This window comes from Pseudomonas sp. TWR1-1-4, assembly GCF_049897165.1.
GTDB classification, from domain to species: domain Bacteria; phylum Pseudomonadota; class Gammaproteobacteria; order Pseudomonadales; family Pseudomonadaceae; genus Aquipseudomonas; species Aquipseudomonas canadensis.
The window spans coordinates 99969-119647 of sequence record NZ_JAFCVS010000008.1 but is presented as its reverse complement, the minus strand read 5'-3'; the positions used below and the strand labels follow the sequence as shown (position 1 = coordinate 119647).

At 60.2% G+C, this 19679-nt stretch carries 21 protein-coding genes; 10 read left to right on the top strand and 11 right to left on the bottom strand.

From position 1 onward, the window contains the following. Window positions 1-47: 47 nt before the first annotated feature. Entirely contained in the window at window positions 48-1025 is a 978-nt protein-coding gene (locus ACP7C6_RS25105) for a LysR family transcriptional regulator (protein WP_426109369.1), read from the top strand. On the opposite strand, the gene ACP7C6_RS25100 is transcribed toward ACP7C6_RS25105, so the two are convergent. Beyond that, the gene (locus ACP7C6_RS25100; protein WP_426109368.1) at window positions 1022-1888 is read right to left on the bottom strand and encodes a LysR family transcriptional regulator; all 867 of its coding nucleotides are present in this window, start codon (window positions 1886-1888) and stop codon (window positions 1022-1024) included. The genes ACP7C6_RS25105 and ACP7C6_RS25100 overlap by 4 nt on opposite strands. Before the next feature lie 93 nt (window positions 1889-1981). Here ACP7C6_RS25100 and ACP7C6_RS25095 point away from each other — a divergent pair, with 93 nt between their 5' ends. The 4 genes from ACP7C6_RS25095 to ACP7C6_RS25080 are packed head-to-tail and all read left to right on the top strand — an operon-like array spanning window position 1982 to window position 4664. Next, the gene (locus ACP7C6_RS25095; RefSeq protein ID WP_028619786.1) at window positions 1982-2524 is read left to right on the top strand and encodes a DUF4865 family protein; all 543 of its coding nucleotides are present in this window, start codon (window positions 1982-1984) and stop codon (window positions 2522-2524) included. A 53-nt stretch (window positions 2525-2577) separates the two neighbouring features. Beyond that, window positions 2578-3132: a histidine phosphatase family protein gene (locus ACP7C6_RS25090; protein ID WP_426109367.1), complete on the top strand. Its 555-nt coding sequence runs from the start codon at window positions 2578-2580 to the stop codon at window positions 3130-3132. Window positions 3133-3177: 45 nt separating this feature from the next. Further along, entirely contained in the window at window positions 3178-3933 is a 756-nt protein-coding gene (gene cobF / locus ACP7C6_RS25085; RefSeq protein ID WP_028619788.1) for a precorrin-6A synthase (deacetylating), read from the top strand. Between the two features lie 11 nt (window positions 3934-3944). After that, entirely contained in the window at window positions 3945-4664 is a 720-nt protein-coding gene (locus tag ACP7C6_RS25080; RefSeq protein WP_028619789.1) for an alpha/beta hydrolase, read from the top strand. 131 nt (window positions 4665-4795) lie between these two features. On the opposite strand, the gene ACP7C6_RS25075 is transcribed toward ACP7C6_RS25080, so the two are convergent. Both ACP7C6_RS25075 and ACP7C6_RS25070 read right to left on the bottom strand, forming a co-directional pair. Further along, window positions 4796-5350, bottom strand: coding sequence for a hypothetical protein (locus tag ACP7C6_RS25075; protein ID WP_028619790.1), 555 nt, complete (start codon window positions 5348-5350; stop codon window positions 4796-4798). A gap of 72 nt (window positions 5351-5422) precedes the next feature. Continuing rightward, window positions 5423-7231, bottom strand: coding sequence for a monovalent cation:proton antiporter-2 (CPA2) family protein (locus ACP7C6_RS25070; protein ID WP_305384790.1), 1809 nt, complete (start codon window positions 7229-7231; stop codon window positions 5423-5425). 186 nt (window positions 7232-7417) lie between these two features. Between ACP7C6_RS25070 and ACP7C6_RS25065 the strand changes: the two genes are divergently transcribed. Both ACP7C6_RS25065 and ACP7C6_RS25060 read left to right on the top strand, forming a co-directional pair. Further along, window positions 7418-7723, top strand: a complete 306-nt coding sequence (locus ACP7C6_RS25065; protein WP_122555195.1) for an XRE family transcriptional regulator — start codon at window positions 7418-7420, stop codon at window positions 7721-7723. Window positions 7724-7755: 32 nt separating this feature from the next. After that, window positions 7756-8652, top strand: a complete 897-nt coding sequence (locus tag ACP7C6_RS25060; RefSeq protein WP_426109366.1) for a LysR family transcriptional regulator — start codon at window positions 7756-7758, stop codon at window positions 8650-8652. Here ACP7C6_RS25060 and ACP7C6_RS25055 read toward each other — a convergent pair. The 5 genes from ACP7C6_RS25055 to ACP7C6_RS25035 all read right to left on the bottom strand — a co-directional run bounded on the left by ACP7C6_RS25055 (window position 8642) and on the right by ACP7C6_RS25035 (window position 13856). Further along, window positions 8642-9043, bottom strand: coding sequence for a RidA family protein (locus ACP7C6_RS25055; protein WP_426109365.1), 402 nt, complete (start codon window positions 9041-9043; stop codon window positions 8642-8644). The two genes, ACP7C6_RS25060 and ACP7C6_RS25055, sit on opposite strands and share 11 nt — an antisense overlap. Window positions 9044-9125: 82 nt before the next feature. Beyond that, the gene (locus ACP7C6_RS25050; protein ID WP_028619795.1) at window positions 9126-10028 is read right to left on the bottom strand and encodes an EamA family transporter; all 903 of its coding nucleotides are present in this window, start codon (window positions 10026-10028) and stop codon (window positions 9126-9128) included. Window positions 10029-10081: 53 nt separating this feature from the next. Then, on the bottom strand, window positions 10082-11986 hold the full coding sequence (asnB, locus tag ACP7C6_RS25045) for an asparagine synthase (glutamine-hydrolyzing) (RefSeq protein WP_028619796.1): 1905 nt from the start codon (window positions 11984-11986) through the stop codon (window positions 10082-10084). Window positions 11987-12031: 45 nt separating this feature from the next. Beyond that, entirely contained in the window at window positions 12032-12991 is a 960-nt protein-coding gene (locus ACP7C6_RS25040) for a diiron oxygenase (RefSeq protein ID WP_028619797.1), read from the bottom strand. A 79-nt stretch (window positions 12992-13070) separates the two neighbouring features. Continuing rightward, a complete protein-coding gene (locus ACP7C6_RS25035) occupies window positions 13071-13856 on the bottom strand; it encodes a crotonase/enoyl-CoA hydratase family protein (protein WP_016977256.1) in 786 nt (261 codons plus the stop codon). Between the two features lie 107 nt (window positions 13857-13963). On the opposite strand from ACP7C6_RS25035, the gene ACP7C6_RS25030 reads away from it, so the two are divergent. The 3 genes from ACP7C6_RS25030 (at window position 13964) to ACP7C6_RS25020 (ending at window position 17782) form a co-directional block, all read left to right on the top strand. After that, window positions 13964-14761 carry an AraC family transcriptional regulator gene (locus ACP7C6_RS25030; protein ID WP_028619798.1) on the top strand — a complete coding sequence of 266 codons (798 nt, stop codon included), beginning with the start codon at window positions 13964-13966 and terminating at the stop codon, window positions 14759-14761. 103 nt (window positions 14762-14864) lie between these two features. After that, window positions 14865-16418 carry a DUF726 domain-containing protein gene (locus ACP7C6_RS25025; protein ID WP_426109364.1) on the top strand — a complete coding sequence of 518 codons (1554 nt, stop codon included), beginning with the start codon at window positions 14865-14867 and terminating at the stop codon, window positions 16416-16418. Window positions 16419-16459: 41 nt separating this feature from the next. After that, entirely contained in the window at window positions 16460-17782 is a 1323-nt protein-coding gene (locus ACP7C6_RS25020; protein ID WP_028619800.1) for an Nramp family divalent metal transporter, read from the top strand. A gap of 24 nt (window positions 17783-17806) precedes the next feature. On the opposite strand, the gene ACP7C6_RS25015 is transcribed toward ACP7C6_RS25020, so the two are convergent. The 3 genes from ACP7C6_RS25015 to ACP7C6_RS25005 all read right to left on the bottom strand — a co-directional run bounded on the left by ACP7C6_RS25015 (window position 17807) and on the right by ACP7C6_RS25005 (window position 19614). Continuing rightward, complete coding sequence (locus ACP7C6_RS25015; protein ID WP_426109363.1) at window positions 17807-18184, bottom strand: type II toxin-antitoxin system VapC family toxin; 378 nt, start codon at window positions 18182-18184, stop codon at window positions 17807-17809. Continuing rightward, window positions 18181-18540 (bottom strand): type II toxin-antitoxin system Phd/YefM family antitoxin, encoded by a 360-nt coding sequence (locus ACP7C6_RS25010; RefSeq protein WP_240035868.1) that lies wholly within the window; start codon window positions 18538-18540, stop codon window positions 18181-18183. The genes ACP7C6_RS25015 and ACP7C6_RS25010 overlap by 4 nt, the downstream gene beginning before the upstream one ends. A 141-nt stretch (window positions 18541-18681) precedes the next feature. Continuing rightward, entirely contained in the window at window positions 18682-19614 is a 933-nt protein-coding gene (locus tag ACP7C6_RS25005) for a LysR family transcriptional regulator (RefSeq protein ID WP_028619803.1), read from the bottom strand. Between the last annotated feature and the right edge of the window lie 65 nt (window positions 19615-19679).

The window sequence follows — 19679 nt, the reverse complement described above, 5'->3', positions numbered from 1 at the left end:
CGTCAACCCGCATTGGATGCACAGACCGACAAGACAGGGAGTCTCCCATGGCATTTCTAGAACCGTCCGCCCCCCAGGGGCCGTCCTCTTATCGCGCCCCCACCGAGGGACGCAGTAGCTGGCTGGCCCTGGCCCATGAGATCGAGCCGGAGGTGGTGCGCTACTTTCTGGTGAGCGCGCGCTGCGGCTGCTTCATGCAGGCGGCGCGCAGCTTGAATATCAAGGCGACGCTGTTGCGCAAGCGCCTGGCGCAGTTGGAAGAACATTTACGGCATTCGCTGTTCACCTACCAGGGCAATGGCTTGGTGCTCAGTCGCGATGGCCAGCAGTTGCAGGCCCAATTGATTGCCCTGGCCCATGAACGGCGCTTGCCGGTCACGGAGCAGCCGTTGATTCGGCTGGCAGTGGCCGAACCGATCCTGCACGACATCCTTGGTCGCGACCTGATCGCTTTGTTGCGCCGCAATGCCAGCGTGCGCCTGGAGATCATCTCCATCGACAGCCAGTTGTCGCTGCAAGCGGTGGATGTGGATGTGGTGCTATGGCTGTCGGACACCGATGGCCCCGTGCCTGGACCGAGCTTTGCCACCGAGCCGCCACAGGCCCTGGCGCGCCTACATTACTTACCCCATATCGCCAAGCGTTATTCGCGGTTGACCACACGCCCGGACAGTGTCGAAGACCTCGACGACTACATGCTGGTGCAATGGCAGCCTGATGCGCAGGTGGGCGCGTTGCAGGCGTGGAACCGGGGGGTGCAGCAGCGCTTGGCGGCGGTGGTGCAGGTGCATGCGTATTCGCTGATGTTGGAGATGATTCGTTGCGGTGCGTGCATTGGGTTGCTGCCACATTACATGAGCAGTTTTGACCGGGGCCTGGTGGCGTTGCCGGGGTTGTTGGCCGAGAGCATGCAGCGCCAGGTGTGGCTGGCGGTGAATGCGCAGGTGGCGGATGTGGAGGCGGTGCGGATGATTGTGGAGTTGATCATCGGCACCTTTGAAGGCCGACGCGAATGGTTTGATTAGCGTTGCAGCACGCCGCGAAAGGTCGCGCTCAAGGCACGCAGTGTTTCCCGTGAGCGCACATCGGTGATGCGGCTGTGAAGTACCACCTCACTCACGGGCAAGGCGGGCAACCCGTATTGCTCACTCACTTCCACCGCACCTGCCGGCGCAACGCGATGGGCGAGGGCGGCGACGCCCAATCCGGCGCTGACGGCGGCGCCCACGGCCATGACACCGCCGCCAACGAACACTTCGGTCCAGTCGATGCGTGCCTCATCCAGTGCGCGTGTGGCCAAGTGGCGAACGCCGCAGGGCGCGGCCATTGTGGCCATGCGCAGGGGCGTGCCGGGGCTGTGTTGCCAGGTGGGGGCGGCGAACCAGCCGAAGCGTTCCACCGCCAGCACGTCGCCATCCTGGCGGTCGCCCTCGTTGCGCACGATCACGGCGTCAAGTTCGCTGCGGTCGAAGGCGGCGACCAGCTCGCGGGAGGAGGCGATGCGCACTTCAAGGATCACCAACGGATCGTAAGCGGCGAGGCGATTGAGCCAGGTCGGCAAGTCCGGGCCGGCCACGTGATCACTGATGCCGATCACCAGGCGTCGCGGCGCGTGGCTGTTCATATCGCCCAAGGCGCGTTCATGGGCATTGAGCAGGGCGCGGGCCGCGACGATGAATTGTTCGCCTTGGGGCGACAACCGCACATGGCGTGGCGTGCGCTCTAGCAGGCGATAGCCGAGGCGTTCTTCCAGGCGTTTGAGTTTGAGGCTGATCGCTGCCTGGGAGGTGTCGAGGGCTTCGGCGGCGCGAGTGAAGCTGGCGAAATCGGCCACCAGCACGAAGGCTTGGACAGTGTCGATATCCAGCGGTTTGGGTGCGTCAGTCATATTAGATCCTTATCGCACTTATATCGGTTGATATCTTGTTGAAATCATCGTCGCTGCGCAAGCTAAACACTCAACTTGCCCAGGAGTTTGTCCATGTTTGCCAAACAGTATTCACATCGCTTGCCTGCCGACTACGACATGGGCGTGATCCGCCGACGCGCCGCGCAATTGGGGCCGTTGTGGGATAACGCCGAGGGGTTGCTGTTCAAGGCGTTTATCGCCCAGGAGCGCGGGGGTAATGTGTATTCGTCGGTTTACCTCTGGGCCGACCCGCTGCAGGCGGCTGACTTCCTGCTGGGTGAGCGCTTTCAGAAGGTGCTCGACAGCTTTGGCCGCCCACATATCGAGAGCTGGTTGCCGTTGGACCTGCAACGTGGCCCGGCACAGGGCGCGTTGAGTTTGTATCGCGAGGAGTGGGCATTGGCGCCAGGGGCGAACCGCGCCGCGATCTTGGCCGAGGAGAAACAGCGTAATCAGCAGGTGGCTGAGCACAGTGACACGTTCGCAGTGTTCCTCGCGTTGGATGTGCAAGCGTGGCGGTTGGTGCGGTTTACGCTGTCCGCCAAGGCGCTGGACGCCGAATATCCTGGCGCGGGTTACCAGGTGCTTTATCTGGCACAAGGCGTTGCGCCCTAGCGAGAACTGCGCCAGTCTTGGTGGCCTCATCCTTGTCGTTGAAGCACTCTGTGATGCCGGCCACTCGTTTGACACTTATCTGCCATGCCGTGACTCTCCAGCAAAAAAAGGGGCGTTTTCCCGATGACGAGTCCGTTGCGATGGATTGGCGAAATGCGGGTTTGTCCCTTGCCGGCCGCTACAAGAAAAACTTGCGCTTATTGTGCGGTCCCGAGGCGCGTACCCGACAGACAGCAGGTTTGTTCGGCAGGCATCCCCAAGTCGAAAAAGCCTTGCGCGATGCTGACTTTGGTCGGTGGAAGGGCAAGGACATCGACGCGATAGATCGCAACGAGTTGATGGATTGGCTTGGCAACAGCGCCAGTGCCTCGCATGGCGGCGAATCCGTGGACCAAGTCTGCGCACGAGTATGCCGTTGGATGAAATCCCTCGAAACCCAACCCGGCCACGTCGTGGCCATCACCCATCCCTTCGTGATCCGTGCGGCAATGCTGTACGTCATGGAATTTCCGATCTCGATGTTCTACCTGATCGACGTCGAACCGTTGTCCGCCACTGAGCTGCGCTTCAACGACGTCTGGCGACTGCGCCTGGAAACTCACGCCTAGCTGCCCGAACATGGCAAAATCCACGCCCCGCAATGAGAGCAACCCATGAAACGCATCCTGATCATCGGCATTGGCGCCGGCAACCCTGACTACATCACGATGCAGGCCGTGAAGGCGCTCAACCGCACCGACGTGTTTTTCCTGATGGACAAGGGTCAGAGCAAAGACAAGTTGATCGACCTGCGTCGCGAGATCTGCGAGACCTACATCACCGAGCCTGGCTACCGTTTCGTCGAGGCCAGCTGCCCCGAGCGGGTGCGCGGCGAGATCGACTACACCACCGCCGTGCAGGACCTCAACCGCGACAAGCAGCAGACCTTCGAACGCATGATCAACGAAGAAATGGCTGACGGTGAAGTGGGCGCTTTCCTCGCCTGGGGCGACCCTGCGCTGTACGACAGCACCATCCGCATCTTGCAGGCGATTCTTGCCAGTGGCCGCAGTGAGTTCGAGTTCGAAGTGATCCCGGGCATCACCAGTGTGCAAGCCTTGGCCGCCCAGCACAAAGTACCGCTGAACCGTATTGGCAAGTCCGTTGAGATCACTACCGGGCGCCGTTTGGCGGCGGGGCAGGCGAGTGATGCCGACACGTTGGTTGTAATGCTCGACGCCGAAGACTCCTACCGCAGCGTGGCGGACCAGGACTTGGAGATCTATTGGGGCGCCTACCTGGGCACGCCGGATGAGATACTGATCAGCGGCAAAGTCAGCGAAGTCGCAGAAGAAATCGAACGGGTGCGCAAGGCGGCGCGCTTGGACAATGGCTGGATCATGGACACTTATCTGTTACGTAAACCCTGAGGTGATGCCCCATGCTCAAACTGGTTGCCCTGGCGCTGACGCTGGTCGTCGGTACCGCCCATGCCGACGAGAGGTTGCATACGGACTTGCCGCTGTCTTACCTGGAACAAACCCAGGGTGATGCACGCAACCAGCCGCTGGTGATTTTCCTGCACGGGTTTGGCAGCAACGAGGAAGATCTGTTCGGCATCAAGGACGCGCTGCCCTCCACGTGGACTTACTTGTCGGCCCGTGCGCCGATGCCAGTGGATTCCCACGGTTATCGCTGGTTTACCAAGATACCCGGCAACGGCGATTACGATGGCGAGACGGCGGACCTGCAACGCAGCGCCCAGTTGATCGAAGACTTTGTCGGCAAAGCCACCGCCAAATATCACACCCAACCGGATCGGGTGTTCCTGGTGGGTTTCAGCCAGGGGGCGATCATGTCCTATGAGGTGGGCCTGCGCCGGCCGGAACTGCTGCGCGGCATTGCGGCGTTGAGCGGCAGCGTGCTCCCGGTGCTCAAGGCTGAACTGAAGCCGGATGCGTCATTGGGCAAATTGGCGATTTTTATCGGCCATGGCACCTTGGACCAGGCGCTGCCCTATGTGTCGGGGACGCGGGCGAATGAGGTGTTGACGGGGTTGGGGTTGAAGCCGGAGTTTCATGGGTATCCCGGCATGCCGCATACCATCAGCGAGGCGGAAGTGCAGGACCTGAAAGCCTGGCTGGAAAAAAGCCTGAAATAAACACCGTTAAGAAATGTGGGAGCGGGCTTGCTCGCGAATGCGGTAGGTCAGTCGAAACATCGGTGACTGACACACTGCATTCGCGAGCAAGCCCGCTCCCACTTTGGTTATGTGTTGCTTGGTAGACCGGGTTATTTGCCGCCGGTAATCTGCTTCACCAACGCCGCATGCCCCTTGGCATCATCCGCCCGCGAAATCGCCTGGATCACCAGCAGGTGATTACCCGAACCACCGAGGAACGTGGAGTTCAGCGTTTTGCCGCCGCCTTGGGTGGCGGTGCTGTCCACCTGGCGCAGGCCGAGGCCTTTGAACGTCAGTTTTTTCTCGCTCTGTTTCTTGAAGTCAGGCAGTGCTGCGCTCTGGTCCTTGACGAACCCGGCCACGGCGCCGTCCAGGAATTGCGCGTCGTTGTCGCCGATGGTTACTCCATCGTTACGCACGGTTTCGGCGACGATCACCACACTTTTAGTGGTCTGGTTGGCATACATCGTACCCTGGGTGTCAGCGGTGCCATCCTCGGCCTTGCCAGCCGGCAGGGTGTCGGCGGCGTAGGCTTTGGGCAGGTTGAAGGTGAACTTGCCACCCAAGGTGGAGATGGTTTGCGTGGTCGGCTTGGACGCGGCAAATGCACTGCCCGCGGCCAACGCGAGGGCCAGCAGGACGGCGGTCTTGGTGAAAGTGGCCATGAAGCGCTCCAGGGGTGAACGAAATTGCGCCGTATTCTGTCAGAAAATTCGCAAAATCGTTCACCCATAGCCTCACACCTTGTCGGACTCTTCCTCAAGTCGGTCCATCTCAAACAGCCGCGCCAGTTCTGCCCGGGCTTCCTGGGCGGTTTGCATCACTTTGGCGGCGTCGTCGTACACCGCGTGTTGTGCGGCCAGCACTTGCAGGTCGTGGTTCTTGAAGCGGGTGATGCGCGCGTCGGCCTGGGCCTGGCTCAAACCGAGGCCTACCAACGTGCGGCGGCTCATTTCCAGGCTGGAGTAGAAGGTCTCGCGAATCGGTGACGCGTCGAGGTCCACCAGGCGATGCACGTGTTGGCGGTTACGTGCGCGGGCGATGATCTTCATGTGCGGGTAGAGGTTGCGCACTAGTTCGGCGGTCTTGATGTTGATCTCCGGGTCGTCCATGGCGATCACGAAGAACTCCGCCTGGTCGACTTTGGCCGCGTGCAGGATCTCGGGGCGTTGCGGGTCGCCGTAGAACACCGGCATGCCGCCGAAGCTGCGGGTCAGTTCGATGGTTTCCACTGAGGTATCCAGGGCAATGAACGAGATGTTCTGCGCGCGCAGGATCCGCGCGACGATCTGGCCCATACGGCCCATGCCGGCGATGACCACGCGGGGCGCGTCGCTTTCGATGGTGCGGTATTCCTCGGGCACTTCCACCGGCTTGACCTTGGGCTTGAACAGCTTTGGGCACACCAGCAACAGCAGCGGCGTAACAGCCATGGAGAGTGTGATGGTCAGGACCAGGATGTCGTACAGGTGCGGTTCGAACAAACCTTGATCACGGCCGATCTTGAATACCACGAAGGCGAATTCGCCACCCGCCGCCAGCACCACGCCCAGGCGCAGGGCGCTTTCGCGATTGAGATCACCGACCATGCGGCCCACGGCATACAGCAGCGGCAGTTTCAGGCCAATCAGCAGCAGCGTCAGGCCGATCACCACCAGCGGCGAGCTGAGCAACAGGCTGAGGTTGGCACCCATGCCCACGCTGATAAAGAACAGGCCCAGCAGCAGGCCCTTGAACGGTTCGATCTGGGATTCCAATTCGTGGCGATATTCCGAGTCCGCCAGCAGCAGGCCGGCGAGGAAGGCGCCGAGGGCCATGGACACGCCCACCAGCTCCATCAGCCAGGCCGTGCCAATCACCACCAGCAGTGCGGTGGCGGTGGACACTTCGCGCAGCCCGGTCTTGGCGACGATGCGGAACACCGGCCGCAACAGGTAGCGTCCGCCGATGATCACCACCGCGATGCTGCCGAGAATTTGCAAAACATGCTGCAGGCCCTGGGCTTCGGTGGTCGGGTGATCGCTGCCGGCCAGCAGCGGCACCATGGCGATCAGCGGGATCGCGGCGATGTCCTGAAACAGCAGAATCGCAAAGGCCAGGCGGCCGTGGGGCTGGTTCAGCTCCTTGCGCTCGGCCAGGCTCTGCAGGCCAAACGCGGTGGACGACAGCGCCAGGCCCAGACCGAGCACGATCGCACTGTTCCACGACTGGCCAAACAGCCACAAAGCCACCACGCCCATCACCAGGCCCGTCAGCAGCACTTGCGCCAGACCGACGCCGAACACCGCCTTGCGCATCACCCACAACCGCTTGGGCGACAGTTCGAGACCGATGATGAACAACAGCAACACCACGCCCAGCTCGGAAAATTGCGCGACGCTTTGCGGATTGCCCACCAAACCCAGCACCGACGGGCCGATAATCACACCAGCGAACAGATAGCCCAGCACTGCGCCCAGTTGCAGGCGTTTGGCCAGGGGCACGGTCAGCACGGCGGCGAGCAGGAACACCACAGCTGCTTGTAACAGGTTGCCTTCATGGGGCATTGCGAACTCCAGGATCTCTAAAACCAATCAACAAGGGTGTATTAGAGCGCTTTTTACATTTCGAAAATTGTGTTTTTGAGCGGGGTGGGTAGAGACTCAGGTAAAACGCTGTTCGACAGGTTGAATTTATTATTCCTTTGGTGGAATATTTTGTGAGGTCGAATTCTGGTTGGAAGGGTCGTCACCATGCCTAAGAAATTCGCTGAACTGCAAGCGCGCATGACGCCGCAATCGCGCGTCGAAGCCAAGCTGTTGTTTCAGCAGCACCTGCAGGAAATGCCACTGCATGAGCTGCGCAAAGCCCAGCAGTTAAGCCAGGCGAGCCTGGCTAAAGCACTGAACATCAACCAGGCGGCCGTCTCCAAGATGGAGCGGCGCACCGACATGTATATCAGCACGTTGCGCGACTATATCCGCGCGATGGGCGGCGAGTTGGAGATTATTGCCACGTTTCCCGATGGTCAGGTCAAGATCGACAATTTCGCCTGCTGAAAGCGGTTGCAGCTATCCAGAAGGTCATCCTTGTGAACCAACTTCTCGCCATGCGTGCCTTTGTTCGCGTCGTCGAAACCAGCTCATTCAGTCGTGCATCCGACCAGTTGACGCTGCCGCGCTCCACCGTGAGCAAGCTGATCACCGACCTTGAGAAGCACCTCGGCATCCAGCTGATGCACCGCACCACACGGGCTCTGGCGCCAACGTCCGAGGGGTTGGAGTATTACCAACATGCCCGGCGCCTGGTCGCAGAATTGGACGAAGTGGATAGCGCCATCCGTGGGCAAGTCCTCAAGCCCGGCGGGCATCTGCGGGTGGATGCGCCTGCGTCGTTTGCCAATTGCCTGCTGATTCCGGCGCTGGTGGATTTTCATCGCGAGTATCCCGATATCACCATTGCCTTGGGTATCAGTGATCGTTCGGTGAACATTGTGGGGGAAGGGGTGGACTGCGTGATCCGCGCCGGCAAGCTGGATGACATGGCGATGATCGGGCGTAAGGTGACCGACCTGGAGTATTTGACCTGTGCGGCCCCTGATTACCTGGAGCGCCGAGGTGTGCCGCTTTCCCCGGAGGATCTGGCGCTCAACCACCTCAAGGCCGGCTATTTTTTTGCCGGATCTGGTAAAGCGGAACCACTGATTTTCGAGCAGGGTGACAGGCGCATCGAAGTGGGCGATTGCGCCTATTCCACCAATGAAGGCAACGGCCTCAAGGAAATGCTGCTCGCCGGCCTGGGCGTCGGGCAGCATTTCAAGGCCATCGTTCAGTACTATGTGGACAACGGCCAATTGGTCAGTGTGCTGCCGCAGTGGTCGCGTCCAGCCACGCCGCTGCACATCCTCTATCCACCCAATCGTCACCAGAGCGCGCGGCTCAAGGTGTTTGTCGAATGGGTGATCCGCAGGTTCGGGGTCAGGGAATAATCGCGGTCACGCGGATTTCCACGCGCATGGTCGGCAGGCCCAGGGCCTCGACGCCGACTTGCGTCCAGATCGGCGCATGGTGGGGCATGTACTGGCGGTAGTGTTTGACCATCGCTTCGTTGACTTCGGGCGGGAAACCACCGACGTGGTAGGAGTTGACGTGAATCACGTGCTCCCAACTGGCGCCGGCAGTAGCAAGGGTGCGTTCCAGGTTGTGGAACGCCTGGGCGATCTCGTCGGCCAGGGCGGCGGGGATCTTGATCTCATCGTCCCAGCCCCCTTGGCCTGAGGTTTCCACGCGATTGCCGATTTTTACCGCCTGCGAGTAATGCAGGTGCTCGCGCATGTAATCGCCGTAGCCGGAAGTGACAAAAAATTCAGGCGTGCTCATGGTATTTCCTTCGGTTCAGTACAGGACTGGACCCAAGCTAAAGCACTCAATATACAAACAAAATACCGAATTTATGCCATGACTATCTATCCATGTGGACAATTGGCTGCGGTTCCACGGGCGCGAGGTTGGCTGGCCTGCGATACAGGCCTACAGCCAGCCCGACGATGATGATCCCGATCGAGATCAGGTTCGGCGTGGAAATGCGCTCATCCAGAATCAGCATCGAGCTGGTGATACCGAACACCGGAATCAGCAACGACAGCGGCGCCACGGTGGATACCGGGTACAGCTTGAGCAACGAGTTCCAGCCCCAGTAGGCAAAGTGCGTGGCCAGGTACACCTGGAACAGGATCGACAAAACAGCCGTGAGGTCGAGGCTGGCCTGCAAACCTTCGAACGCGGCGCTACCGTGCATCAACCAGGCCGTGAGGAACAGTGGGATCGGCGGGATCAGGCTGGCCCACACCATGAACGAGAAGATCTCCTTCACCCCGGATTTCTTGATGATCACGTTGCCCACGCTCCAGGCCACCGCGCTGAGCACGATCAGCATGACGCCCAGCACCGCGTGGTTACCTTCCTGGGTGGAGATGATTCCCGCCAGGCCGATCAAGGCCAGCACGGCGCCGAGCATCTGCGCGCCACGGATCTTTTCCTTGAACAGCAAAAAGCCCCAGCCCATGGTGAAGAACACGCTGAGTTGAATGATCAATGAGGCAATACCGGGGCTCACGCCCACCTGGATGCCATAGTTGATCACGCCCCACATGCCCAGCCCGAAGATGAAGCCATAGGCGGCCACGTAGCTGAATTTGACGGCGGGACGCTTGATAAAGAACACCAGCGGCAGGGCGGCAAGGGCGAAGCGGATACCCGTGAGTACAAACGGGTCGATGGCGCGCAGGCCGAGTTTGGTGATGGGGAAGTTGACGCCCCATACCAGGGTGACGAGCACGGCAAGAGACAGATGTTTTTTCAGCATGGACCCTCCTTGGGTCAGGCGGCACACCGCGATCGCGAGGTGCCGCCGGGAAGTCAGTTCAAGGCGAAGCGTTTTTGCATCAGGCACAGCCCGGCGATTTCCATCAGCAGGTTGTCTGCCGAAGCGCGTTGGGCGGTGGACAAGCTTGGCAGGGTTGCCAGCAAGGCGCGTACTTTACGCGGGTCGAAGAACGGTACGTTATTCAATGCCGGGCCGCTCAACACGTCGTTGATCATTTCATACAGCTTCGATTGCGGGCTTTCGGATGCCGGCGGGGCGCGGAAGTACTGCTTCTTGCGATCCAGCACAGCCTGGGGCACATAAGGGCGCATGGCTTCGCGCAGCGCGTATTTCTCGGTGGCGCCGCGCACTTTCATGTTCACTGGCAGGCGGCACGCGGCCTCAATCACTTGGTGATCGAGCAGCGGTGGTCGACCTTCCAGACTGCCGGCCATTTCCATGCGGTCTCCCAGGGAGGTGAGCACCACGTTGGGCAGGCTGGACTTGGCCACCATATACAGCGAACGGTTGACCGGCTCCCAGCCGTTGAGCGCCCGTGGGCTCAGGCGATCGTAGAACTCGCGATAGGCATCGGTATTGCTGAAACGCTCACGGAAGTCATCGCTGTACAACTGCGCCAGGGGGCCGAACAGCGCCGACTGGGTTTGCAGCCAGGACACGCCATGGCCGAGTTCGTCCTGCACCCATTTCACATCATTTTTGCCGCCGGGCAGGTAGCGATCTTCGCTGGCATGCAGGCGTCGGCTGAGTTCGGCGATCGCGGTCGGGTCCTGGTTTTCGTGGTTGTACAACACCATGTCGCGACGATAGTGCGGGTAGCCACCGAAGACTTCGTCGGCACCTTCACCAGTGAGTACGGCGCGCATGCCCTGATTCTGCACATATTTGCACAGCAGGTACTTGGCCACGCTGTGAGCGTTGGCGAAGGGCATTTCGGCGTGCCACAGGGCATTTTCGAAGTTATCCGCCATGTCGGAGGAGTTCACCGACAGCACATTGAGGTGGGCACGGTTATGCCGTGCGGCCACTTCGGCGTACTGGCGTTCGTCGTAGGCCTGCTCACCTTCGAACGACAAGTGGAACGCCTGCAATGGCTGGCCGGTCAGCTCGGTGGCGATGCCGAGCATGGCCGACGAGTCGAGACCGCCACTCAGGCACACTCCGACCGGTACATCGGCATGCAGGCGCAGGCGTACGGACTCTTCGATGGTGTTGCGCAGGGACTCGATCATCTCGGCTTCACTGCGCTGCTCGGTGGCTTGGGCATCCGGGAAGTCCCAGTCCCAGTACTGTTCGGTTTGCAGGCCGCTTTCATCGGCGATGATCCAGCAACCTGGTTTCACGCTGCGAATATTGTTGAACACAGTCCGGTCGCGCAGGATGAAACCGCGATTGGCGTAGGCTTCGTGGTCCCACTGCGCGGGTACACCGGCTGCTAGCAAGGCTTTGATTTCGGAGGCGAAGTACCAGGCACCTTCATGCTCGGTGTAGTACAGCGGCTTGACGCCCACCCGGTCACGCACGGCAAACAGCTTTTTGCGCAGGCGATCGAAGATCAGGATGGTGAATTCGCCGCGCAGTTGCTTGAGGCCGCGTACGCCATGGCGGCGGTACAGGTGCATGGCGATTTCGCTGTCGGACGAGGTCTTGAAGCGGCAACCATCGCTCTCCAGTTCGGCGCGGATGCGTTGATAGTCATAGAACTCGCCGTTGACCATCATCACCAAGTCGCCTTCGTCGGCCACGATAGGCTGGGTGCCGTTACCCAGGCCGACCAGTCCCAGGCGCACATAGCCAAAGGCGGCCTGGCCTTGGGGGTCGAACCATTGGCTGGAGCTGTCCGGGCCGCGATGATGGATTGCACGCAGGGCGGCATCGAACATGTTCGGGTTGAACGCACGAGGTTGTTTGGCAAAGACGCCAATGTATCCACACATGACAATTACTCTATTGAATTTGTATTGATCAGCAGCACGCTGGTTTCAAACGGTGGTGACCGGTTCGCTCATCACTGGCAGCTCAGGCAGCACCGCGTCGGGGTGTATGCCAATGGAGCTGAGAATCTCGGGCATGGCCGAGTAGTCCGCTTCGCCGGTCTCGGTAAATTGAGTCGGTAGTAGCAGCGATTGGTCGCCGAACACTTCGAGCAGTTGCGGCAGGATGATTCGCCACGCCGAAATCTCGCGCATCGGGAAGATCCGGATGGAGTTGGCGATGCCGCGGGTGAACAAGGCGGTTTGCTGCGCGGTGAAGTCTCCGACCACCTGCTGCACGAACAGCGGGAAGATGTGCTTGTGCACCAGCTCGTCTTTTTTGTGCAGGGCCACCACATGGCGAAACACCGGTTGGATCTCCGGCGCGTCGCTGAGGTCGGCCAGGTAGTCGCTGATAAATGTCTCCGAGACCAGCGAGAAGGCCAGGCGGTAGATCTTGAAATCCGCTTCGGACAGGGTGGCCTGGGCCTGGTTCAGGTGGCGGGTCAGTTCCAGCTCCGGCCATTTGATGCGCATGCCACGCTGGGTAATTGCCAGCTCACACATGTTGATCGAAAACAGAGTGTGATAAGCCTCATCCGCCAGGGTTTCGGAAATCGTCGCGGCGCTGGCGGAGCTCAGGCGCGGGCCCAACTGCAGCAGGTCGATGCAGGACGGGCAGATGATTTCGGTTTCGATGGCGATGGTTTTCTGGTTATAGATCACCCAGCCGGCCGACAGGATCAGCAGTTTCAGGGCGTGGGGGTAGTGCTGGTAATGCGGATCATGGGCGAAAGGTAACAGGGCCTCGAGAAAGTCCGGCGCCTGCAGGTCAAGCTGGATATCCGGCCGTTGGGAATCGAGCTTGATCTGTGCGCGTTTGTGCCAGCTGCGTTCGATTTTGATCAATCGTTCATCGGTCGCGTCATTGCTGCGATAAAGATCGTCTTGAGTGCTGTGCTGAAACATGGTTTCACCAGGTTGATAGTGATTGTGAAGGCCATCCATGGTTTGCCGAGGTGCGCTCGGCAACGTTCACGACCGGGAGTTACACCGCTGGCGCGGTCTGGATCTTGTCCTTCTTGCGATCCAGGAAGTCCGCCAGGCGATCCTGTGTGCGGATGTCCGAAGACACCACGGCAGCAATCAAGGCTTCCGTCATCAGGCCGTCCTGCTGGCTTTGATCGACAATGCGCGGCAGCACGTGGGTTACCGCGTAGTTGGTCATGGGCAGGTTGCCGGCGATCTTGTGCGCCAACTCGGTGGCCTTGAGTACCGCCTGGCCGACCGGCACCAGGTACTGGGCTACGCCGCGCTCATAGCTTTCCTTGGCGTAGAGCGTGCGGCCGGTGAGCATCATGTCGGTCATCAGGGCGATGCCGGCGATGCGTGGGAAGCGCACCGAGGCGCCGACGCCGACGTACAGGCCACGCATCGCCTCGGGCAGCGAGAAGAAGGCGCTGTCATCCACCACGCGCAGGCTGCAGGCCGTGGCGATTTCCAGGCCACCACCGATGGCGGCACCGGTAATGGCGGCGACGACGGGCACCTTGCCGAACTGGATCAGTTCAAAGGTTTTGTGCCATTCGCGGAAGGCCTGGACGTTGTCGATGACCGATTGGTCGCGGATCTCCGACAAGTCCAGCCCCGTGCAGAAATGCTGGCTGGTGCTGTAGAGCACGGCGGCACCAATGCCTTCAGGCATATTGGTGAAGGTATCGCGCAGTTCGTGCATGACTTCCAGAGACATGGCGTTTCGCTTCTGCGGGCGGTTGAGACCCACCATCAGAACGGCGCCGTCTACTCGTACGTCCAAGTAGTTTTTGACACTCATTTTCCGAATATCCCTTCGAGATGAACCCAACTTGGGGAGCGACGATTCTAGGTGGCAGAGTAGTGGCCCGCTTGCTATGTCAGGTCATACTTTGACAAAATCGGGCCATGCCGCCGACCTTCACTTATTCCCCGTACGAACCCGACAGCCCCGAAGCGGTGGTGACGCTGCGCGAGTACCCGTCCGGCACGGTGTTTCCACGGCATACCCATCGCCGTGGGCAGTTCGCTTATGCGTCCACCGGTGCGCTGAAAATGTTCACTGACCTCGGTAACTGGGTCGTACCGCCGCAGCGCGCGATCTGGGTGCCAGGCGGCGTCTCCCATGAGATGCACATGCGCGGCGATGTGGTGATGCTCAATACTTACCTGGACGACGACGCGGCCCGGCGCGCAGGGTTACAGGACTATTGCCAGGTATTTGGCGTCTCGCCGCTGTTGCGCCATCTCCTGGAGGCGGCGCTGGCGATTGGGCCATCGGCCTCGCCCAGTGTTCGCGATCGCTGCGTGCTGACCCTGTTGATCGATGAAATCGGCGCCATGCCCGAGTTGCCCCTCAGTGCGCCGTTGCCCTCCGAAGCACGTCTGGCTCGTTCTTGTCAGCGCTTTCTCGAAGCCCCGACCCAGAAGATCTCCATCTGCGAGATGGCCGACTGGTCGAGCATGAGCCGACGCACCTTCACCCGTAACTTCCGTGAATGCACGGGCATGACCTTTGTGTCCTGGCGCCAGCAGGTGTGCCTGTTGGAGGCGACGGCGCGGCTCAGTCATGGCTCGTCCATCACCGATGTGGCGTTCGAGTTGGGGTTCAGCAGTTCCAGCGCGTTCACTTCGGTATTCCGCCGCAATCTGGGCGATTCACCGGCGCGTTACCTGGCCAAGTCCAAGGCCGCCTCCCTGTTCTGAAAGGACGAAGAGGCCAATGCGGTGCATTTTCCCCCAGCGGTACGACGTTGAACCCCGCCCTTTGTTACTATCGCCGTCCCTTGTCACCAGGAGTCATTGCCCCATGCAGCACCAGTGGGATGAAATGCACCGCACCCGCAAGCCCACGTTCTTGATGTGTGGTGAGCCCCAGGGCGATGTGCTTAATCTCTATGTCCACGGTTATTCGGCGTTCTTCAACCGACAACAGCTGGGCAGCTTCAAGGCGCAGTTGGCGGGCATCGAAGGCTCCACCAACCTGATGCTGTTCTGGCCGGCGGGGCATTTCCTGGAAAACCTGTTTGCACCGTTCAAGGATGTGATCGGCGCAATGCTTGGCGGCGGCAGCCTGGGCGCGGCGACTGTCGGGGTGGGCAAGGCAATTGCGTATTTCCTCGATCACTACAAAAGCGTCGAGGCACGGGTGGACGAGGTCGCCAGGAGCTTGCTGCCCGAATTGGCCAATTACCTGCACGGCGAGTCCCTGGCAGTCCGGCGTATCAACCTGATTGGCCATTCCCTTGGCGCACGCATTCTGGTCAAGAGCCTGCTCGCCAATCCCGAGATCGCCCGTGAACTGCCATTGGACAATCTGCTGTTGATGGGCGGGGCGATCTGCACGTCGAGCCCGTGGGATGATGTATCGGCGCCGCTCAACGGGCGCGTGATCAATTGCCACTCCAGCAAAGACTGGGCGCTGGCCCTGAAACCGGATACCGAGCGTTGCATCGGCCGCTATGCGATCCCGGTGACGCCGGCGCTCAAGGCCAAGGTCACCAACGTGCACTTGGCGACCTTCGATCATGCCGCCTACTGGCCGCAGTTGCAGACGGTGGTGCAGTACACCGACCTGTTGCACGAGCGGCGCGGCATGATCCGCTCCGACCAGCGCAGCCCGCAGGTGCGTTTTGCCGAAGAGGACGCGGAGCTGTTTCCGGCGCTGGTGCAGGCGCGGCCCGAGGAGTTGAAGTTTCTCGCTGAACTGATGGCGCAAAAGCGCAGTGCGACTATCGACGCCACAGTGCGCGAGCCGCTCAAGCTGGCCATCGAGTTGCAGCGCATGGGCGGCGATACCTTTATGAACCTGGCCCGTGGCCACGGCGTGAGTTACCGCCAGATCGCCGAAGATGTGGTGCAGCGGCTGGGTATCAAGTTCGATGAGCCGCTCAATACCGTCGAATTGGCCGACCTTGAAGCCCAGGTCGCCGAAAAGCTCATCGAGCAGTACAAGGACAAACTCAGCAACGCCGACCGCCAGGTGTTCGACGCCGAACTCAAGGCCGCCGCGCAAAAGGAGCAGGGCTTGTTCAACCGTTTCGATGTCGGCCGATCGGCGACCACCGCGTTGAGCGGCACGGCGCTCGCCGGGTTGACCGGGTTTATCCTGCGTCGTGGCGCGGCCACGGCCATCCCGGTGGTGGGCCAGGCACTGGCCGCAGCGATGCTGTTGGTGAGCGGGGTACGCGCGTTTTCCGGCCCGGCGTATTCAATTACCACTCTGGCGGTGCTGGTGATAGGTGTGATTCGCCAGCGCATGGAGCGTGAAGCGCTGAACCAGGAGATGGACCTTGTGGTGCAAGTGGTCGAAGCGTTCGACTTGCCGCGGGAGACGGTGATGCGCACGGTCGCATCTGACTGATAAGCTGCGTCTCTATCGAGTGTGTTTGCCTGGGATACCGCGTGAAATTCAGCCTGCCAAAAATCGCTACCGCCCCCTTTTGCCCGCCGGAAGTCGCCGGTTCCGTCGCCGTTGACCCCAAGGCTTCGTTCTTCAAGCGCGCGCTAATGTTCGCCGGACCAGGCTTGCTGATCTCCATTGGCTACATGGACCCAGGCAACTGGGCCACGGCCATCGAGGCCGGCTCACGCTATGGTTACAACCTGCTGTTCGTGGTGTTGCTGGCCAGCCTGGCGGGAATGGCGGTGCAGTGCCTGTGCTCGCGGTTGGGCATTGCCACCGGAAAAGACCTGGCGCAACTGTGCCGCGAGCGCTACAGCAAGCGATCCGCACGCACCCAGTGGGTGCTTGCGGAAATCTCCATCATTGCCACTGACCTCGCCGAAGTACTCGGCTGTGCCCTGGCCTTTCACCTGCTGCTGGGGGTGTCACTGACCACCGGCATTGTCATCACTGCCTTCGATACCTTGTTGATCCTGGCCTTGCAGAACCGCGGTTTCCGTCGCCTTGAAGCGATTATGCTGGCGCTGGTAGCAACTATCGGCGTGTGTTTCTTCATCGAACTGGTCCTGATCAAACCTTTCTGGCCGGACGTGTTCAGTGGTTTCACCCCGTCATTGTCGGCCATCAGCGATGCTGCACCACTGTATTTGGCCATCGGCATCCTCGGGGCCACGGTGATGCCTCATAACCTCTACCTGCACAGCTCCATCGTGCAAACCCGGCTGATCGGCAAGGATCTGGCCAGCAAACAGGACGCGGTCAAGTTGGCGCGTATCGACACCATTGGCTCGCTAGCGCTCGCGCTGTTGGTCAACGCCGCGATCCTGGTGCTCGCTGCCGCAGCCTTCCACAAGACCGGCCACACTGACGTGGTCGAGATACAGGATGCCTACCACCTGCTTGATCCGCTGGTTGGTGGTGCCTTCGCCAGTATTCTGTTTGGCATTGCCTTGCTGGCCTCCGGGCAAAGCTCCACCTTTACCGGCACCATCGCCGGGCAGGTGATCATGGAGGGCTACCTCAACCTGCGTATTCCCTGCTGGCAGCGGCGTTTGATCACACGTGGCCTGGCGCTGATCCCTGCGTTCCTGGGGGTATGGCTGATGGGCGACGATGCCATCGGCAAATTGCTGATCCTCAGCCAAGTGGTGCTCAGCCTGCAGTTGCCGTTCGCGCTGTATCCGCTGATCCGCATGACCGGTGACAAGCAACTGATGGGGCCGTTCGTGAATCGCCTACCCACACGCTTGCTGGCGTGGTTTCTGTTCGCGGTGATCAGTGGGGCGAATGCCTGGTTGATTGGGCAGTGGGTCTTTGGGTAGACACAACGAAGCAATCGGGACGATTCACACCAGGATTGCCAGGGACGTGTATTGGGCGACCTGCGGATCGGCGGTCAATAGCTTCATGGGCTCGCTGATGGCGGTCGCAACGATGAGCCGATCAAACGGATCCTTGTGACGGTGCTCAAGGTCCTTCACCGCGATCGCATGTTCTGAGATGATGGGCAGTTCGACGAATCCGCTTTCCAGGCAGTACTCACGGATTTCATCCAGATCGACGGTGAGTTTCCCCAGGCCGACCTTAATTGACAGTTCCCAGAATGTTGCAGCGCTGATGTAAATCTCTGCTGCGTTCTCAATCAGCTTCCTGGCTTTGCTGGATAGCTTAGGATCTTCACTCAGCGTCCAAAGCAGAATATGGGTATCCAGCAACATTCTCATAAGCGGTTGCCTTCGAAGGCATCCAGTAGGTCGTCAGGCAAAGGTGCATCGAAGTCTTCAGGAATGACGAGCTTGCCCTTCATTGCACCTATTCTCTGGCCCTTGGATTTGCCGACGGGCACCAGCTGAGCCATCGCACGCCCATGTTTGGCAATGGTAATGATCTTGCCGGCGGCAGCTTCATCAACCAGCTTCGACAGATTATTTTTCGCTTCGCCCAGAGGTACGGTTGTCATGTGTTTATCTCCGCATTTTGGCCAAATATAGCCAAAACTACGTGCACTATCAAAGACGGCCAGACCGCTGACTGAAGCGGCTCGCGCAGCGCGCGATTTTTTGGGGTAAGTGAATTCCATGGCAGCTCTCTCAAAAAAATATCGTCAGAGTCTGCCTCAGCATGCAGAGGCTAGAAATACTGGCCCGGAAAATCAGAACGGACCTACCTATTTCTGTAAGGAAATTTCCTTCATAGCGACATTCTTCTCGACTTGGAAAAGTCACCGATCCCAATACGGCACCCCTCCAAAACATTCCACAAAATAATCAATCACCGTCCGCACCTTCAGCGACAAGCGCCGGCTCCCCGGCCACAGTGCCGCAATCTGCTGCGGCTCCAATGTTGTCGCCACGTCGTACTCCGTCAGCACTGCCCGCAAAGCGCCCGCACGCAAACTGTCGCCGATCAACCACGACGGAAACACCACCAGCCCCAGCCCCTGCTCGGCGGCGTAGGTGAGCGTGTCGGCATGGTTGCCGGTGATCGGGCCCTTGACGCTATAAGGTGTCCAGTCGCCCTGGCCCTTGCGGAAAAACCAGCGTTGCTGGCCGGTAATGCCTTTGTAGGCCAGGCACTGGTGGTTGATCAGTTCGTCAGGATGTTGCGGTGCGCCGTGTCGGGCCAGGTAGGCCGGGCTGGCGGCGATGCGGAAGCGTTGAGGGGCGAAGATGCGCGCCTGCATGCTGGAGTCGTTGAGCACGCCGATGCGGAACAGCAGGTCGGTGCCGTCTTGCAGCGGGTCGACATAGGTGTCGGTTTGCTGGATATCCAGTTGCAGCTTCGGGTAACGCCGGCACAACTCGCCCAGCCAAGGAGAGAGATGGCGCTGGCCGAACACCATCGGCGCATTGATGCGCACCAGGCCGCTGGGTTCGCTTTCCTGTTCCTGCAGCGCCTGGCCGGCGGCTTCCAGTTGTTCCAGCATCAACCGCGCATGTCGTCCGAGCAAGCGCCCGGCTTCGGTAGGGCTGACGGCGCGGGTGTGCCGGTAGAGCAGTTGCTGGCCGAGGGCCTGTTCCATCAGTTGGATCTGCCGGGAGATGGAAGAGGGCGCCAGGCCCTCTCGGCGCGCCACTTCGGAAAAGCTGCCCAAGTCCAGTACGGCGACGAATAGGCGCAGCGCCTTGAAGCTCAGTTCATTCAAGCCTTGCATCGTGCCTCCAGGCTGTGCGTTTTGCGCAAAGGTGTTGTTGGTATGCTCCCATTTATCGCACAGGA